This is a genomic window from Fictibacillus nanhaiensis, from assembly GCF_049537595.1.
Classification (GTDB): domain Bacteria; phylum Bacillota; class Bacilli; order Bacillales; family Fictibacillaceae; genus Fictibacillus; species Fictibacillus nanhaiensis_F.
Genome location: NZ_JBMULM010000002.1, coordinates 15,450 through 30,953, shown reverse-complemented (window position 1 = coordinate 30,953; position 15,504 = coordinate 15,450). Strand labels below are relative to the sequence as shown.

The 15,504-nt window shown below is 39.4% G+C and carries 17 protein-coding genes; 1 reads left to right on the top strand and 16 read right to left on the bottom strand.

Going from position 1 to position 15,504, the window contains the following annotated elements; translation table 11 throughout:
* Nucleotides 1-150 precede the first annotated feature (150 nt).
* Entirely contained in the window at nucleotides 151-738 is a 588-nt protein-coding gene (locus tag ACOZ9X_RS11460; protein WP_423418296.1) for a YitT family protein, read from the top strand.
* A 207-nt stretch (nucleotides 739-945) separates the two neighbouring features.
* Here the strand turns inward: ACOZ9X_RS11460 and ACOZ9X_RS11455 are convergent, their stop codons facing one another.
* From ACOZ9X_RS11455 to ACOZ9X_RS11380, 16 genes are all read right to left on the bottom strand, one after another.
* Nucleotides 946-1,725, bottom strand: coding sequence for a sulfite exporter TauE/SafE family protein (locus ACOZ9X_RS11455; protein WP_423418295.1), 780 nt, complete (start codon nucleotides 1,723-1,725; stop codon nucleotides 946-948).
* Between the two features lie 29 nt (nucleotides 1,726-1,754).
* The gene (locus ACOZ9X_RS11450; protein ID WP_423418294.1) at nucleotides 1,755-2,240 is read right to left on the bottom strand and encodes a DsrE/DsrF/DrsH-like family protein; all 486 of its coding nucleotides are present in this window, start codon (nucleotides 2,238-2,240) and stop codon (nucleotides 1,755-1,757) included.
* 68 nt (nucleotides 2,241-2,308) lie between these two features.
* Nucleotides 2,309-2,536, bottom strand: coding sequence for a sulfurtransferase TusA family protein (locus tag ACOZ9X_RS11445; RefSeq protein ID WP_423418293.1), 228 nt, complete (start codon nucleotides 2,534-2,536; stop codon nucleotides 2,309-2,311).
* A 33-nt stretch (nucleotides 2,537-2,569) separates the two neighbouring features.
* Nucleotides 2,570-3,697, bottom strand: a complete 1,128-nt coding sequence (locus ACOZ9X_RS11440) for an MBL fold metallo-hydrolase (RefSeq protein WP_423418292.1) — start codon at nucleotides 3,695-3,697, stop codon at nucleotides 2,570-2,572.
* Nucleotides 3,698-3,738: 41 nt separating this feature from the next.
* A complete protein-coding gene (locus ACOZ9X_RS11435; RefSeq protein WP_423418291.1) occupies nucleotides 3,739-4,305 on the bottom strand; it encodes a sulfurtransferase TusA family protein in 567 nt (188 codons plus the stop codon).
* Nucleotides 4,306-4,319: 14 nt separating this feature from the next.
* Nucleotides 4,320-4,628, bottom strand: a complete 309-nt coding sequence (locus ACOZ9X_RS11430) for a rhodanese-like domain-containing protein (RefSeq protein WP_423418290.1) — start codon at nucleotides 4,626-4,628, stop codon at nucleotides 4,320-4,322.
* Nucleotides 4,629-4,789: 161 nt separating this feature from the next.
* Nucleotides 4,790-5,053: a metal-sensitive transcriptional regulator gene (locus tag ACOZ9X_RS11425; RefSeq protein ID WP_066391242.1), complete on the bottom strand. Its 264-nt coding sequence runs from the start codon at nucleotides 5,051-5,053 to the stop codon at nucleotides 4,790-4,792.
* A 114-nt stretch (nucleotides 5,054-5,167) separates the two neighbouring features.
* Nucleotides 5,168-6,916, bottom strand: coding sequence for a phospho-sugar mutase (locus ACOZ9X_RS11420; RefSeq protein ID WP_423418289.1), 1,749 nt, complete (start codon nucleotides 6,914-6,916; stop codon nucleotides 5,168-5,170).
* A 234-nt stretch (nucleotides 6,917-7,150) separates the two neighbouring features.
* A complete protein-coding gene (locus ACOZ9X_RS11415) occupies nucleotides 7,151-8,701 on the bottom strand; it encodes a bifunctional GNAT family N-acetyltransferase/carbon-nitrogen hydrolase family protein (protein ID WP_144703093.1) in 1,551 nt (516 codons plus the stop codon).
* Nucleotides 8,702-8,732: 31 nt separating this feature from the next.
* Complete coding sequence (locus ACOZ9X_RS11410; protein ID WP_423418288.1) at nucleotides 8,733-9,128, bottom strand: VOC family protein; 396 nt, start codon at nucleotides 9,126-9,128, stop codon at nucleotides 8,733-8,735.
* Nucleotides 9,129-9,138: 10 nt separating this feature from the next.
* On the bottom strand, nucleotides 9,139-9,801 hold the full coding sequence (locus ACOZ9X_RS11405; protein WP_423418287.1) for an HAD family hydrolase: 663 nt from the start codon (nucleotides 9,799-9,801) through the stop codon (nucleotides 9,139-9,141).
* A 74-nt stretch (nucleotides 9,802-9,875) separates the two neighbouring features.
* Nucleotides 9,876-10,730, bottom strand: a complete 855-nt coding sequence (locus ACOZ9X_RS11400) for a ComEC/Rec2 family competence protein (RefSeq protein ID WP_423418286.1) — start codon at nucleotides 10,728-10,730, stop codon at nucleotides 9,876-9,878.
* A gap of 394 nt (nucleotides 10,731-11,124) precedes the next feature.
* Nucleotides 11,125-12,291, bottom strand: coding sequence for a sporulation protein YhbH (gene yhbH, locus ACOZ9X_RS11395; RefSeq protein WP_137790625.1), 1,167 nt, complete (start codon nucleotides 12,289-12,291; stop codon nucleotides 11,125-11,127).
* A gap of 201 nt (nucleotides 12,292-12,492) precedes the next feature.
* On the bottom strand, nucleotides 12,493-12,666 hold the full coding sequence (locus ACOZ9X_RS11390; protein WP_423418285.1) for a hypothetical protein: 174 nt from the start codon (nucleotides 12,664-12,666) through the stop codon (nucleotides 12,493-12,495).
* A 32-nt stretch (nucleotides 12,667-12,698) separates the two neighbouring features.
* Nucleotides 12,699-13,274 (bottom strand): signal peptidase I, encoded by a 576-nt coding sequence (gene lepB, locus ACOZ9X_RS11385; protein WP_423418284.1) that lies wholly within the window; start codon nucleotides 13,272-13,274, stop codon nucleotides 12,699-12,701.
* A 190-nt stretch (nucleotides 13,275-13,464) separates the two neighbouring features.
* On the bottom strand, nucleotides 13,465-15,360 hold the full coding sequence (locus ACOZ9X_RS11380; RefSeq protein WP_416730581.1) for a PrkA family serine protein kinase: 1,896 nt from the start codon (nucleotides 15,358-15,360) through the stop codon (nucleotides 13,465-13,467).
* Between the last annotated feature and the right edge of the window lie 144 nt (nucleotides 15,361-15,504).

The following is a 15,504-nucleotide window of genomic DNA, read 5'->3' as shown; positions in this document are numbered from 1 at the left end:
CCTTCCCTATTTTGCACTGCAAGCAAGGGGCTTTCTATACTATTACATGCACAAAAAAGAAAAGAGACACGGACAAACACCCTGTGCAGATGACTATTCTTGTACAACTAAGCATATTATGTAGAAATAATCTTAGACAGGGTGAATGCCATGTTTGAACGGACGATAGCGATTTTCTTAGGAAGCGTGTTACTTGGCATAGGCATTAATGGTTTCATTGTCCCCTTTCACCTTCTCGACGGAGGAATGATTGGCATTAGTCTTCTCGTAAAGTATGTGTGGGGTTATAAAGTCGGACTTACGATCATTATTCTAAGCATTCCTATCTATTTAATAGCTTGGAAACTAGAGCGTCGATATTTCATAAACAGCGTTCATGGCTTACTCGTATCGTCATTGATCATTGATTTGTTATCGCCCCTAAGAGGTGTGTTTTCCGTTTCTGTTATGGAAGGTTCTGTGATCGGAGGGCTGTTCATCGGAACAGGGATCGGTTGGATGCTGCGTCATGAAACAAGTACTGGGGGCACAGACCTGATCGCTCTTTTCCTTTCCAGATGGTTTTCCGTAAGTGTTGGGATGGTAATCTTCTTGATAGATGCTGCAGTGATCATCGCGGGGCTTTATGTGATGGGAGAAGGAATTCTCTTCTACTCACTCGTAACGATTCTTTCTGTCGGATTCGCAACCATGACGATGACACTGATCCGGTCGATCAATTTCTATAAAAGCATATAGGGGGACTGACCCCTTACAATTTATTTCCCGCTTCATTTTGTTCTTCGACAGCTATGCATATACTCAATAACATATAGTCGAAGTCGCTGCTTTCCACTTGTTAGATAATCAATCACACTATTTCCTATCGTAAAAATAAAAGCAGGACCCGAAGTATCAGGAAAATACTTCAGGTCCTGGTTTCTTCTCCACTCATCTAGATTAATTTCAACCAAGGATATCTAGCCATATCTTGATCGACGTAGCAACAATCAATGCTGCTAAGATAAATTGAAGAATTTTTGTATTTACTTTCTTACCAAACTGCGCTCCAAGTGGAGAAGCGATCAAACTAGCTACTACCATAATCACTGCAGGCCATAGTAACACTTGCCCTGTCGTGATTTTACCCACAGTAGCGCCGATTGATGAAATAAACGTAATAGCAAGTGATGTAGCAATCGTCATTCTCGTTGGTATCTTTAGGACGACTAACATGATCGGTACAAGGATAAATGCACCTGCTGCGCCAACGATACCCGCTGCTATACCTACAACAAATGCTAACACGGCAGCAAGCCATTTATTGAACCTCACTTGATCTAAAGGGGTATCATCAATCCCTTTTTTAGGGATCAACATCATAATAGCAGCTAATGTAGCTAGTACAGCATAAACAATATTGATCTGCCCTTCTGACATGGATTCTGAACCAAATCCCCCAATAAAACTACCTACTAGGATGCTACTACCCATATAGATGATTAAGGTCTTGTTCAGATAACCGCCTTTACGATACGCCCAAACCCCACCTATCGTCGCAAAGAATACTTGAACAGCACTAATACCCGATACCTCATGAGCTGAATATGCTGTGAAGCCGAGCATCGCTGGAATATAGAGAAGCATTGGATACTTGATGATGGAGCCGCCGATACCTACCATTCCAGATATAAAAGAACCTATAAAGCCAATTAGAAAGATTGTAATAATGAACCCTAATTCCATGACTTCACCTCCCCTAAAACTAATGTTTCTTAAATAAACAAGTTGATCTTAGATTCATCTGCATCAGCTAGGTATGAAGCAACTCCTGCATAATCCAGTCCATCAATTAGCTCCTCTTTCGTAATACCCATTACATCCATCGACATCGTACAAGCAACCATCTTAACATCTAAGTCTTGAGCCATTTCAATTAACTCTTTTAGCGTTACGATGTTTTTCTTCTTCATCGTATATTTCATCATCTTCGCGCCTAAGCCGCCATAGTTCATTTTAGAAATGCCTAGCTTTTCAGGTCCTTGCGGCATCATTTTTGCAAACATCTTATCCATAAATGATTTCTTAACGTTTACGTATTCTTCTTTTCTTAAGATGTTTAATCCCCAGAATGTAAAAAACATCGTTACTTGTTTCCCCATTGCAGCTGCACCTGTTGCGATAATAAAACTTGCCATCGCCTTATCAAGGTCACCACTAAATACGACCATTGTTGATTTATCTTGTGTTTGTTGTTCCATCGTTGAACACTCCTTTTTAAATCAGATACCTATACCTCTATAGGTATCTGATTTCACAAATTTTTTTGTTAACCTTTTTGAATATAAAACTTAAATACGCCGTCCTCTTCTTTATGCTCTAAGAGTTCATGACCAGAAGATTTAGACCATGCAGATAGGTCACTGACTGCTCCCTTATCTGTTGCTAATACTTCTAAAATGTCTCCACTTGAAAGTGTATCCATTGCTTTCTTTGTTTTGACGATCGGCATTGGGCAAGATAATCCTTTTGTGTCTAAAGTTTGAGTTACGTTCATTTGTAAAACCTCCAGATAGTTTTTTATTTTTGCTCAGTTATCAGTGATTGCACAGCGGTTTGGACCAATTTCCATCTCACGCTGTTCATCCGTTGATGGGTCGATTTTCCCCATGTTCGTTTGACGAATTTCTTGATAAGCATTTGGCTGAGGCGGCAAGTTTTCCGTTACAGCTCTTCGAAACTCGTCTTCGCTCTTAATGTTTAATCCTTCGTTCTTTTCAAAAAGATCTCCAAGCGGAGCAGAAACCACACCTTTTTCATCCAATTCGCTGATCTTTCCAAAGTGAGCAGGTAACACGACTAGATCTTTAGATAAGTTGTTGTACTTGTTATAAAGTGAATCACGTAGATCACTAACCCAGTCTTCTGCTTTACCTGCAAGATCTGGACGTCCGATTGAATCAACGAACAGAATATCTCCAGAAAGCAAGAATTGTCCGTCAACGATCATAGAAGTACTCCCAACCGTATGGCCTGGCGTATATAAAGGTTGAATCTCAATCTTCGTGTTTCCGATCGTAATATCTTTGCCTTCTTCTAATTCAGCATAAGAGAATGTTACTTCTTCACCATCTTTTGGTGGTAACCAATAGGTTGCACCTGTCTTTTCTGCCAGTTTACGTCCGCCTGAAATATGGTCAGCATGAAGATGGGTATCAATCATGTGCTTAATTTTAAGATTATTTTCTTTTGCAAAATCTTCATACGTTTCAATCGTACGAGCAGAGTCAATAATAGCCGCTTCTCCGTTCGATTCTACAAGGTAAGAAAGACATCCCTTACCAATACGGTTAAATTGATAGATCGAACCTCCATCTTTCAAATCTCCAAGCTTCACCGGCATCAAATACTCACTCCAAGACTTCATACCACCTTCTAGGTAATAAACATCTTTTATGCCTGCTTCATCTAGCATCTCTGCTACCATGACAGAAGAGCCTTCTTTAGCACAGACAACTAGAACTTCTTCTTTTGGAAGATCTTCTAATACATCTTCAACGCCATCGATCAAATCAAAATAAGGACGGTTAATGGATTTGATTCCTTTCCCTTCAATCTTCCAATCTTTATAATCCCCTTCATTACGAACATCCAGAATGAACATATTTCCTTCAACAACTCGTTTTGCCACTTCTTTAGCTGATAATGCTTTTATCATTTCGAAAATACCTCCCTAGGTATATTTAAGGTTAAAATTTTTTATTCAGTCGGCCCATTCCATTCCACCATACCAGGTAACACATTCTTAACACGCCCAAACCCATGTTCAGCTAGCATTTGAGCTGCCATATCACTTCTTGATCCTGTACGACAAATAACATGAATCACTTTGTTTTTATCGAGAGTATCTAATTTACTTTCGAGTTCTCCCAATGGAATAGATACTGCCCCAGGTATACGTTTGAACTCATACTCCGCGGGCTCTCTAACATCTAGAAGAAGCATATCATCTTTATTTTCAGCCAATACTTTTTCTAAATCGTCGTTTTGAATCGTATGTTCAAACTTCACCGCTTCTTTCACTTCACCAGGATTTGATTTTCTTAAATAGTGCTTAAGAACATCTCCGTCTTCTTTTGTACCTAAATATTGATTTCCTGTGTTTCTTGCCCAACCTTGAATATCAGCCAACGAACCTTTATCTGTTGCCTGAACTTCAATAACTTGACCTGCCTCAAGCTGATCCATCGCTTTTTTTGTACGAACGATTGGCATTGGACAAGATAATCCTTTGCAGTCTAATACGTGATCCACTTTAATACTCATTTAAAACCCTCCAATTATTTATTAGTTGTTTTACCATTCCAAGAAAGCATACCGCCTAACATGTTCACTACAGCAAATTGATTTGAAGCTAAGATCGTACAAGCTTTTTCGCTTCTTTTACCAGAGCGGCAAACCAGCACATACTCTTTGTTTGAATCCAAATCATGAATTCGGTTAGGGATCTCTCCAAGCGGAATATGTGTTGCTGTCGGAATCATCCCTTGAGAAACTTCATCGTTTTCACGAACATCAATGATATTTAATGGATTACCGCTTTCTAATAATCGTTCTACTTCTTTTGCTTCAATCGTCTTAATAGACACAATTGATATCTCCCATCTACAATAAATACTTATACCCGTATAGGTATAGAAAATGATAAAAAAATATATGTTTAACTCCGTAATTTAAGTTCTTTAATACCCATAGGGGTATGGTAAATGATAAAAGAAAATCTGTCAACAGTCTTACTACTGACAGATATTTATCGGCTTTTCACTAAAAGTTGTACAGCTTCTTTCACAATATCAGAGTTCATCTCTTCTCCGCTTTCCATTTGTTCACGTAAACACTGTTCAAGGTTGGTGCCTACGATTAGACCAATTGTACGATCAATCGCTGTACGGGATGCGGATAACTGAGTAATAACGGACTTGCAATCTTGTTCTTCTTCTAGCATACGCAATACTCCACGTATTTGCCCCTCAATTCTTTTTAAACGATTCTTCATTTCTTGTGTGTATTCCATTTCAGCACCTCCTTATAAAATACCTATAGGGGTATACTACATCTCTTTAATATTAATGTCAACTCAGATGAATGAATATGGCTGCAAGTGTATGACTTGCAGCCTCTGTTCTTCTTATTGTACCACTTTTTGCATTCTTTCATGAACCATATCCATCACTGATTGTTTGAGGTTCACTAAAGCTTCATCTGCTTTCTTATGAGAATCCGCGTTAACACCAAAATAAAACTTCACTTTCGGTTCTGTTCCTGACGGTCTAACGCAAAACCATGAACCATCTTCTAATTGATATTTAAGCACATTTGATTTAGGAAGGTGGATGTCACTCTTTTCATCTTTAACTACATCGTACTGAACACTCGCTTTGTAGTCTTCAGAAACCACTAATTTTTGACCGTTCACTTCAAGCGGCATCTCAGCTCTAAAACCGGCTAATAAGTTTTCGATCTGTTCGGCTCCAGACTTCCCTTTTAATGTTAATGACTCTAGGCCTTCCTTATAAAACCCATGTTTCTCGTATACATCATCTAAAGCATCAAAAAGTGTTTTTCCTTGTTTTTTGTAATAAGCAGCCATTTCTGCACCCATCAAACAAGCTTGAACAGCATCCTTGTCACGCACAAAATCCCCGATCAAAGAACCATAGCTTTCTTCATATCCGAAAATGAAGGTATGTTTTCCGCTTTTTTCGTATTCTTTGATCTTTTCACCGATAAACTTAAAGCCTGTTAGTGTATCTTCACATGTCAAACCGTATGATTCTGCGATAACTCGTCCAAGTTCTGAGGTTACGATTGTTTTAAAGATGATTCCTTTTGAGCATAAGCTGCCCTTCTCTTCACGTTGAGAAAGAATATATTCAATCATGAGTGCACCTGTCTGGTTACCTGTAAGGATCTCATACTCACCTTTGCTGTTCTTAGCCGCAATTCCTACTCGGTCTGCGTCAGGGTCAGTTGCCATTAAAATATCTGCATCTGTTTCTTGTCCGTACTTAATTGCCAACTCGAACGCAGCATGCTCTTCTGGATTAGGTGATTTTACCGTTGAGAAGTTAGGGTCTGGCTGTTCTTGTTCTTTTACGACTGTAACATTCGTAAAACCTAACTGTTGAAGTCCTTCTCTTACAGAAATATTTGCCGTTCCGTGAAGAGGCGTGAAAACGATGCTTAAGTCATGCATCTCATTGATCACTTCACGGTTTAAACTAATTTTTAATAGTTGCTCCATGTAAGCATTGTCGATTTCTTCCCCAACAATCTGGATTAACCCTTCACTTTTGAGTTCCTCTTCGGATCTCACATTGATAGAAAGTTCATCATCAACGGAATTAACTTTTCCGATCACTTCATCAGCCTCTTTTGGTGGCAGCTGTCCGCCATCTGGACCGTATACTTTGTACCCGTTGTATTCGGGAGGGTTATGGCTTGCTGTAATTACAATTCCTGAATAAGCTTTTAGGTATCTAACCGCAAATGACAATTCAGGTGTAGGTCTTAAGCTTTCGAATACGTAAGCTTGAATACCTTGAGAGGCTAATGTTTTCGCTGCTTCCATCGCGAATTCAGGTGATTGATGACGAGAATCGTATGCAATTGCAACACCGCGCTTCTTAGCCTTCTCACCTTGATCTTCAATAAAATGAGCCAGTCCTAAAGAAGCTTTACGAACTGTGTACGTGTTCATACGATTTGTACCAGGTCCGATTTCTCCACGCATACCACCTGTTCCAAATTCTAAATTTTTATAAAAGCAGTCTTCAAGCGCTGTCCTGTTTTCTTTGATTTCCTCTAATGCAGCCTTTAATGGTTGTTCGAGTTCTTCGTTCCCTACCCATTTCTCGTATGTTGTCTCCCAGGACATAGTACTGCCTCCTTATGTTATATAAAATGAATGCAAATTGTTTTTTTGTTAGTTTCGATATGAATCGAGTTTTTCCTGCCCTATCTATTAAATACGGCCTTTATTATACCGCTTTCAGCACAAAAAATAAAATCAGACTCATAACCGCTGTACTTCATTGACAAGGTTCGTGATATTTCCCGAGGAATAGAAAAAAAGCGGCAAGCTATCTATCGCCTACCGCCCTTCTCATCGTTATTTGCTTTTATCTTTTTGAACAACGCTATAGAGATCTAACCTTCTATCTCTAAGAAGGGTTACACTTCCTGTTTTACGTTGTCTTCTTAAAATCTCTAAATCCACATCACCTACAACGACTGTCTCAATATTCGGGTGACATTCTCCAACGATTCCGTCTCTTGGGAACGAAAAGTCAGAAGGAGTAAAGATACCAGACTGCGCATACTGTATGTCCATGTTCTCTACTTGCGATAAGTTTCCAACTGTTCCTGCGATCGCTGTATAGATCTCATTTTCAATCGCACGTGCTTGCGAACAATATCGAACACGTAGATATCCTTGACGATCTTCTGTACAGAATGGGGTGAAGATAATCTTTGCACCTTGATCGGTTACAATACGTGAAAGTTCAGGGAATTCGATATCATAGCAGATTAGTATCGCAACTTTTCCGCAATCTGTATCAAATACTTGTACTTTATCACCAGCCGTAATTCCCCACCATTTTCGTTCGTTCGGTGTGATATGAATTTTATATTGCTTATCAATCGTTCCATCTCTTCGGAATAAATAAGCCACGTTATAGATATCCCCATCTTCTTCAACAAAGTGGGAGCCACCGATAATGTTCACGTTATAACGTACAGCAAGATTCGTAAAAAGTTCGATGTATTGCTCGGTAAACTCGGTTAGCTTACGGATGGCTAAGCTAGGACTCTTCTCCTCACAGAACGATAACAACTGAGTAGTAAGAAGCTCTGGAAACACAGCGAAATCTGAACCTTGATCTGATGCAACATCTGTATAATATTCAACCTGTGTCGCAAAATCTTCAAAAGAATCAATCGTCTTCATCATATATTGAATCGTTGTAATTCGAACAGGCTCACTCGTTTTAAAATACTTTTTCGTTTTATTCGGAATGTAGTCAACATTGTTCCATTCCATTAGTGTCGCATAGGCATTTGATTGTTTATCATCAGGCAGATAGCTCTTATTTAAACGCATCACTGTAAAACCGTTCATCAATTGAAAAGTTAACACTGGATCATAGATGTTATGCTGAATGACTTCTCTTACATATTCGCGTGGCGTCATTTCTTTTGAATGTTTATGATAGTTTGGAATTCTACCGCCTAGAATAATACTTTTTAGGTTCTTCTGCTCAGCTAGCTCTTTACGGGCTTCATATAGTCGGGCACCAATCTTCATTCGGCGGTATTCTGGGTGCACCATCACTTCGATACCGTATAAGTTAAACCCTTCTGGATCATGGTTCGTGATATAGCCTTTATCTGTAATCTCATCCCATGTATGCTTATCATCATACTCATCAAAATTAACCATTAAGCTTGAGCAGCTTCCAACAATCTTTCCTTCATACGTTACACAAAATTGTCCTTCTGGAAAGATACGAAGATGACTTTCTAGTTGCTCACGTTCCCAAGGCTCCATGTTCCCGGGAAAACAAATCTGCTGAAGTTCTAAGATTTCATCAATATCTTCAAACTCAATGTTGCGTAGTTCTATTTTTTTCTCGAATTTTGAAACATCAATTTCACTCATTTTATCCACTCCTCTAACTAACTTACATTGCTTACTTCCAATTCTTCATCCGTTCTTGCAGGCTGCCCGTGAAGAACTCTATTACATTTCCATCCGGATCGTTAAAACTAACTGTGTTTCCCCCGCCTCTTTGTATCGGTCCTCTCGTGATTTCAACCTTTAGTTCACGTAGCAACTGAACTGCTTTAGGAAAATGCTCTTCAGAAACTGTAAATGCAACATGATCAACCCCTATTTGATTTTTATCTATAGGTTTTGCATTCACCATTTCTATCAGACACAGCCACACTCCCCCGACGTCTAAGTATATATCTGTATTCCCTTTATGAACGTTTTTAGCACCTAGTACGTTCCTATAAAATGTTTTGGAACTCTCTATATTAGAAACTCGAATCGTAATATGATTGATGCCCTGCACGTTAACCATATTGGTTTCTTTACCCTTTTTTCACTGCCTGCTGAATGAGTGATGCAAGATTTAACTCTGCTAAAGATTCCATCTGATAATCCACATCGCTAAATGTCATATGTTTTGTAACAGGATTAGGAATGGCCACACAATATAATCCTGCTTTTTTTGCTGCCATTGATCCGTTTACAGAGTCTTCAAAAGCGATCGCTTCATTAGGCTTTACATGTAAGGCTTTAACCGCTTCAAGATATAGCGCGGGATCTGGTTTTACACTTTCAACATCATCGGCTGTTTTAATCACTTCAAAATGGTGCTTCAAGCCTATTCTATCTAAATGCTCTTCTACCCATTTACGCGAAGAACTTGATGCAAGACCAACCTTTAATCCGAGTTCTTTTGCAGCTTCAAGGTAATCAAGAATTCCTGGAAGTTCCCGTTGTTCCGATATTAAAGCAAGTGCACGCTCTGTCTTTTTTGCTCGCAGCACTTCATGATCAAGCTTTTGATCAATCTGTCTCTCTAAATATTCGTAAGGGTTAAAATCAGAATGGGTACCGATACATTCTCCCCAAACTTCGAGCGGCAGATCGCTTCCATGTTCCTGATACAACTCTTGAAAAGCGTTGTAATGCTGCGTTTCTGTATCCAAAATTGTTCCATCAAAATCAAACACCAATGCCTTGATCACGGTTAACCAGCCCCATCTTAAGCGTTTTATACTATTTTCTTGTATTTTTCTAAAAGACGCAAGAAAACCGATTATTAATGAAGGACATTTGTTCTAAACATGATTTTCTTACCATTGCTTGTGGCGATAATGGCTCCGAGCTGATCTGTCCGATAGACAGTCATCTTTCTGTTATCTAAACGATACATCACTTCTTTCGATGGGAACTGATAGGGATTATTCCTGCCGACCGAAATCACAGCTGTTTTCGCTTTGACTTTTTTCAAAAATTCCATCGTCGTCCCCGTATTGGCTCCATGGTGACCCAATTTAATAACATCTGCCTTCACTCCACCACGCTTCAATATCTCCTTTTCTTCTTCAGCACCTGCATCTGCCATCAGAAGAAAATTCTTTTTGCCATGCTTGATTTTAATCACTGCCGAGTAATCATTGATGTGTTTATAATACGAACCCTTAGGGGCCAGCATTTCAACCTTTACAGAAAAGCCCATCTTAAAATTTACACCTGCTTTTGCGCGATCAACCGGTATTTGTTTTTCGTTGATCACACGAAAGAGGTCATGATAATATTTGGTGTCGTATGGAAGGTTAGGCATGTATAGAACACTCACGGGGAACGCTCGTATCACATCATCTAGCGAACCAATATGGTCATGATGAGGATGAGTAGCTACAACGATATCTAGGTGGGTAACGCCTTCTTTTTCTAGATAAGAGATGATCTTATCACCGTCATGTTCATCTCCACCATCGATAAGCATCGTTTGTCCGTTTGGTGCTTTTATAAGAATACAGTCGGCCTGACCAACGTCTAAAAAGTGTATCGTCAACGGATCAAACCAGTCCGCACGAGCTTCATGAGGAACAATAGTTAACATAAGCATTAAGCTCAAACAGAAAACAGCAAGCTTGTTAATGGTTTTCAAATCTCACACCCCTTTACATCCATTTTTTTCGTCCATAATGCGTAACCTTAGTTATATGTAATTATGTTGAATTCAACAACAAAACCCGCCATCCAATACATGGATGCGGGCGATTGGTCTTTTTATGAAAGTCGTTTTCTATAAACTCATTCCTAATTGACTATTGCTTGGAATTTTATCTAGAATTCTCAAAAAGATTGTTACGATCAAGTCAGTTTTATTTTTTCACCATCGCAAGTTGACTGAAGTGTAAGGTGCGAGACTCCTGCGGGACAGGTGGGCAGGTGAGACACTTAAGAGTGAAACGAACGAATGTGGCTCACCGCCTGCCCCGCGGAAAGCGAGCAACCTGTAACGGAGGTCGACTTCTTTCAAAGACCCCTAAGAGTAAAACTTAAATGTTCACTTCATTCTTCTTAAAAAAGCTCTTCATAGCATGATACACATCGGCTTTTTCTTTCAAGATATAATGACTAAACTTCGGATTATCCATATTCTTATACACACTCATCAAAGTAGAATGCCGATTATACGCGTTCACTTCACCATAACCAAACATATTAGAATGCTCCATAATTTGTTGAACGAGTTTCACGCATCTTGCATTATCACTCGTAAGGTTATCTCCATCAGAGAAATGGAACGGATAAATGTTATAACGGCTCGATGAATATTTCGTCTCGATCAACTCAAGCGCTTTACGATAAGCAGATGAACAGATCGTTCCTCCACTTTCACCTTTGTTAAAGAAGTCTTCCTCTGATACAACTTTTGCCTCCGTGTGATGTGCGATAAATTCAATCTCTACTTTCTCATACTTAGACCGCAAAAAGCGTGTCATCCAGAAGAAGAAACTTCTCGCCATATACTTTTCCCAGATTCCCATCGAACCTGAAGTATCCATCATAGCGAGGACGACGGCTTTGGATTCAGGTTTGACGACTTCGTTCCATGTTTTAAAGCGAAGATCATCATTATGGATAGGAGCAACACTTGGTTTTCCGATCAAAGCATTTCGTTTGAACGCTGTTAGAATTGTTCTTTTTTTATCCACGTTCCCCATGAGCCCTTTTTTACGAACATCATTAAATTCGATCTTTTCCATTACAATCTGGTCTTGTTCTTTTTGTTTGAGGTTAGGCAGTTCTAGTTCTTTAAACAGCATCTCTTCTAGTTCAATGATTGAAACTTCAGCTTCTGCATAATCGACACCTGGTTTGTCGCCTGCAGGTCCTTTCCCTTTTCCGGCCCCGCTCTGTCCGGCACGTCCATCTCTGGCTACTACATCCCCCACCTGACTATCTCCATCACCTTGGCCTACGTGCTTGTTCTTGTCGTAGTTGTATCGGATTTTGTATTCATCCATAGAACGGATTGGAATCTTAATCACATCACGCCCGTTGGATAAAATGATATTCTCTTCACTTATCAAATCCGGCAAGTTGTTTTTAATGGCTTCCTGCACTTTTTCCATATGCCTTTGATGATCTTGATATCCTTTTCGGTGGAGGGACCAGTTTTCCTGAGACACAACAAAATTGTTCTTTTCCGGCTCGCTCATCGTTTTCCCCCTCCAGAGCAGCAAGAGTCAATGCTGCTTGTTCTTGATCAACCCGGGGCATAACTTGCTTGTAACAATCCGCTATTATCAGAAAAAAAGGGTTGGTTACACTATCATATGCACGTACTTCTTAGAATTGCTAAACTTTCACGATAAAAAAGCCCTCTTTTCTAAAAAAGAAAAGAAGGCTTTGTTTTGTATTTATTTATCATATTCTTCTTTGTCATGCTGCTCGGGGTCTGGCGTTTTCCCACTTTTACGAACTTCTTCGTTAGTGGAGACGTGTTCCATCACTTTTCCGTGTTCTTTCATTTCTTCAAAGTTGGATACCATTGAGCTATTTTTTCGTTTAGGTTCATTATTTTGTTTTGTCATAGGGATTCACCTCTTACAGAATTTTTCCCCATTTATTCCTTTTTAAAACCATTAAAAACTTTCATTTCATCCATCGGCCAATAACGGATGTTAGCCTCGCCCACGATATCAGTCATCTCAACAAAACCGATATGACGGCTATCGATGCTGTGAAGTCTGTTGTCACCAAGTACAAAAATCTTCCCTTTTGGTACTGTATCATGCCCTGTAATCTCTTCTAACGTAAAGTTGCCAGTCAGTGTCCGATTACCAGCAAAGCGTTTGAATTCCTTTAAATAAGGTTCTTCCACTAGTTTGTTATTGATATATAACTTGTCATCTCGGTATGCAATATGATCACCCGGTAGACCAATCACCCGCTTGATATAATCTTCTTTCGGATTTGCCTTGAAAACAATCAGATCAAATCGCTCCGGCTGACTGATCTCATACCCAATCTTATTCACGATCAATCGATTGCCATTTTGGATAGTAGGCATCATAGACTCACCATAAACCACGTATTGCTCAATCAAAAACTTTTTTATAATAATAGCTAGAATAAGTGCAACACCAATTGCTTTTATCCAATCCGTTAATCCGTTTCTTTCTTTTTTAGTCGAGCTCATCGGGCTCACTTCCTTTAGTTAGCTTATTAGTATCAATTTACCATTTTTAAGTAAGTAAATACAAGTTCAATTATTTTTAACATAAATATGAATGTAAATTATACTCTGCAATTTGTTTAGTTTCCCCTAAATTTCTGTAAAAAAACACACCCTGACAGACTTAACTCGTGTACAGGGTGTGTTGCCATATTTATCGGTTCAATAAACTGCCAACATATCTTAGTAGTTCGTTGGCACTAGTCGTATTATAGCCGTGTTCATCCACTAGACGGGCGATGACTTCATTAATCTTCTTCAGTTGTGACTCATCAGGGGTTTTGGATGATGTTGTGATCTTTACAACATCTTTAAGATCTGCGAACAATTTCTTTTGAATCGCTTCTCTTAACCGCTCATGAGAATTATAGTCAAATTTCTTTCCTTTTCTTGCATATGCAGAGATTCTGATCAAAATTTCTTCACGGAATGCTTTTTTCGCATTCTCAGAGATTCCGATCTGTTCTTCGATCGATCTCATCAACTTCTCATCCGGGCTCATCTCTTCACCAGTAAGCGGATCACGTAATTTATTCTTATTACAATACGCCTCAACATTATCGAGATAATTGTCCATGAGCGTTTTTGCAGACTCTTCGTACGAGTAAACGAACGCTTTCTGAACTTCTTTCTTCGCAATATCATCGTACTCTTTACGAGCTGCCGAGATAAAGTTAATAAACCTCTCTTTATCTTCCTTCGATATGGATGCATGATGATCAAGCCCGTCTTTTAATGAACGCAACACATCTAGTGCGTTGATAGAAGGTGTTTCTTTGCGGATGATCGCTGACGATATTCGGTTGATCACGTAACGCGGATCGATACCAGACATCCCTTCATCAGCAAACTCTTTCTTCAGTTCCTCAAGATCAACGTGATTGAAACCTTCTACGATCTCACCGTCATACAATCTCATCTTCTTCAAAAGATCCATTCCTTGTTTCTTAGAATCCTTTAACCGCGTTAGCACTGAGAACGTAGCTGCCACTCTTAGAGCATGTGGCGCAATATGAACATGAGACATATCACTCTCTGAGATCATCTTCGCGTAAATTTTTTCTTCCTCTGAAACTTTTAAATTATACGGAACGCCCATCACGATAATCCTTGAATGCAGGGCTTCGTTTTTCTTATTGGCGATAAACGACCGATACTCTGATTCGTTCGTATGCGCGACGATTAATTCGTCCGCTGATATCAATGCAAATCTTCCTGCTTTAAAGTTTCCTTCTTGCGTAAGAGAAAGGAGATGCCATAAAAATTTCTCATCACACTTCAGCATTTCCTGAAATTCCATCATTCCTCGGTTCGCCTTATTCAATTCTCCATCAAAGCGATAGGCACGGGGATCTGATTCTGATCCGTACTCTGCAATCGTGGAGAAGTCGATGCTTCCCGTTAAGTCAGCGATATCTTGTGACTTAGGGTCAGATGGACTGAACGTACCAATCCCTGTTCGCTTATCTTCTGAGAAGAAGACACGCTCTACCATAACATCTTCAATGCGACTGTCATATTCGTGTTCAAGCCTCATCGTATTAAGTGGAGATAAACTTCCCTCTACTCGAATGCCGTAATCATTAAAAAACTCTTTTCTTAAGTTCTGTGGAATAAGATGTAACGGATCTTCATGCATCGGACAGCCTTTAATTGCATAGACCGCTCCTGCAGGTGTTTTTGTGTATTGCTCTAAACCTCTTTTGAGCATTGTAACTAAAGTGGATTTACCACCGGATACTGGTCCCATTAACAATAAGATACGTTTACGAACATCAAGGCGTTTAGCGGCAGGGTGAAAATACTCTTCAACAAGTCGTTCGATTGATTCTTCTAATCCAAAAATCTGATCGCTGAAAAAATGATACACCTTCTGACCATTTTTTTCTGAAATGCCAGCATCTTTGATCATGTTGTATACTCTTGAATGCGCAGACTGGGCAACAAATGGCCGATCTCGTAAAATATCAAGGTATTCAGCGAAGGTACCTTCCCAGGCTAAACGCTGTTCTTCTTCACGATGCAGTTGGATTCTCGATAAAATATCCATGAGTACCTCCTTGATTGTATTGGCTCCATCAAGTGTTAATCTACTCTATGCGGGGATGTCCGTAATCATTCTGTTTGAATAGCGATTTTTATTTAAAAAAGTTGGAATTCCCATTCGCACAATCATGGTAAAATATGTTTATCC

Coding starts and splice junctions, on each gene's coding strand:
- ACOZ9X_RS11435 (WP_423418291.1), bottom strand. CDS start 4,305: ATGAGTATTAAAGTGGATCACGTATTAGACTGCAAAGGATTATCTTGT.
- ACOZ9X_RS11450 (WP_423418294.1), bottom strand. CDS start 2,240: ATGGAACAACAAACACAAGATAAATCAACAATGGTCGTATTTAGTGGT.
- ACOZ9X_RS11460 (WP_423418296.1), top strand. CDS start 151: ATGTTTGAACGGACGATAGCGATTTTCTTAGGAAGCGTGTTACTTGGC.
- ACOZ9X_RS11380 (WP_416730581.1), bottom strand. CDS start 15,360: ATGGATATTTTATCGAGAATCCAACTGCATCGTGAAGAAGAACAGCGT.
- ACOZ9X_RS11445 (WP_423418293.1), bottom strand. CDS start 2,536: ATGAACGTAACTCAAACTTTAGACACAAAAGGATTATCTTGCCCAATG.
- ACOZ9X_RS11425 (WP_066391242.1), bottom strand. CDS start 5,053: ATGGAATACACACAAGAAATGAAGAATCGTTTAAAAAGAATTGAGGGG.
- ACOZ9X_RS11410 (WP_423418288.1), bottom strand. CDS start 9,128: ATGGTTAACGTGCAGGGCATCAATCATATTACGATTCGAGTTTCTAAT.
- lepB (WP_423418284.1), bottom strand. CDS start 13,274: ATGAGCTCGACTAAAAAAGAAAGAAACGGATTAACGGATTGGATAAAA.
- ACOZ9X_RS11390 (WP_423418285.1), bottom strand. CDS start 12,666: ATGACAAAACAAAATAATGAACCTAAACGAAAAAATAGCTCAATGGTA.
- ACOZ9X_RS11455 (WP_423418295.1), bottom strand. CDS start 1,725: ATGGAATTAGGGTTCATTATTACAATCTTTCTAATTGGCTTTATAGGT.
- ACOZ9X_RS11415 (WP_144703093.1), bottom strand. CDS start 8,701: ATGAGTGAAATTGATGTTTCAAAATTCGAGAAAAAAATAGAACTACGC.
- ACOZ9X_RS11420 (WP_423418289.1), bottom strand. CDS start 6,916: ATGTCCTGGGAGACAACATACGAGAAATGGGTAGGGAACGAAGAACTC.
- ACOZ9X_RS11440 (WP_423418292.1), bottom strand. CDS start 3,697: ATGATAAAAGCATTATCAGCTAAAGAAGTGGCAAAACGAGTTGTTGAA.
- yhbH (WP_137790625.1), bottom strand. CDS start 12,291: ATGAGCGAGCCGGAAAAGAACAATTTTGTTGTGTCTCAGGAAAACTGG.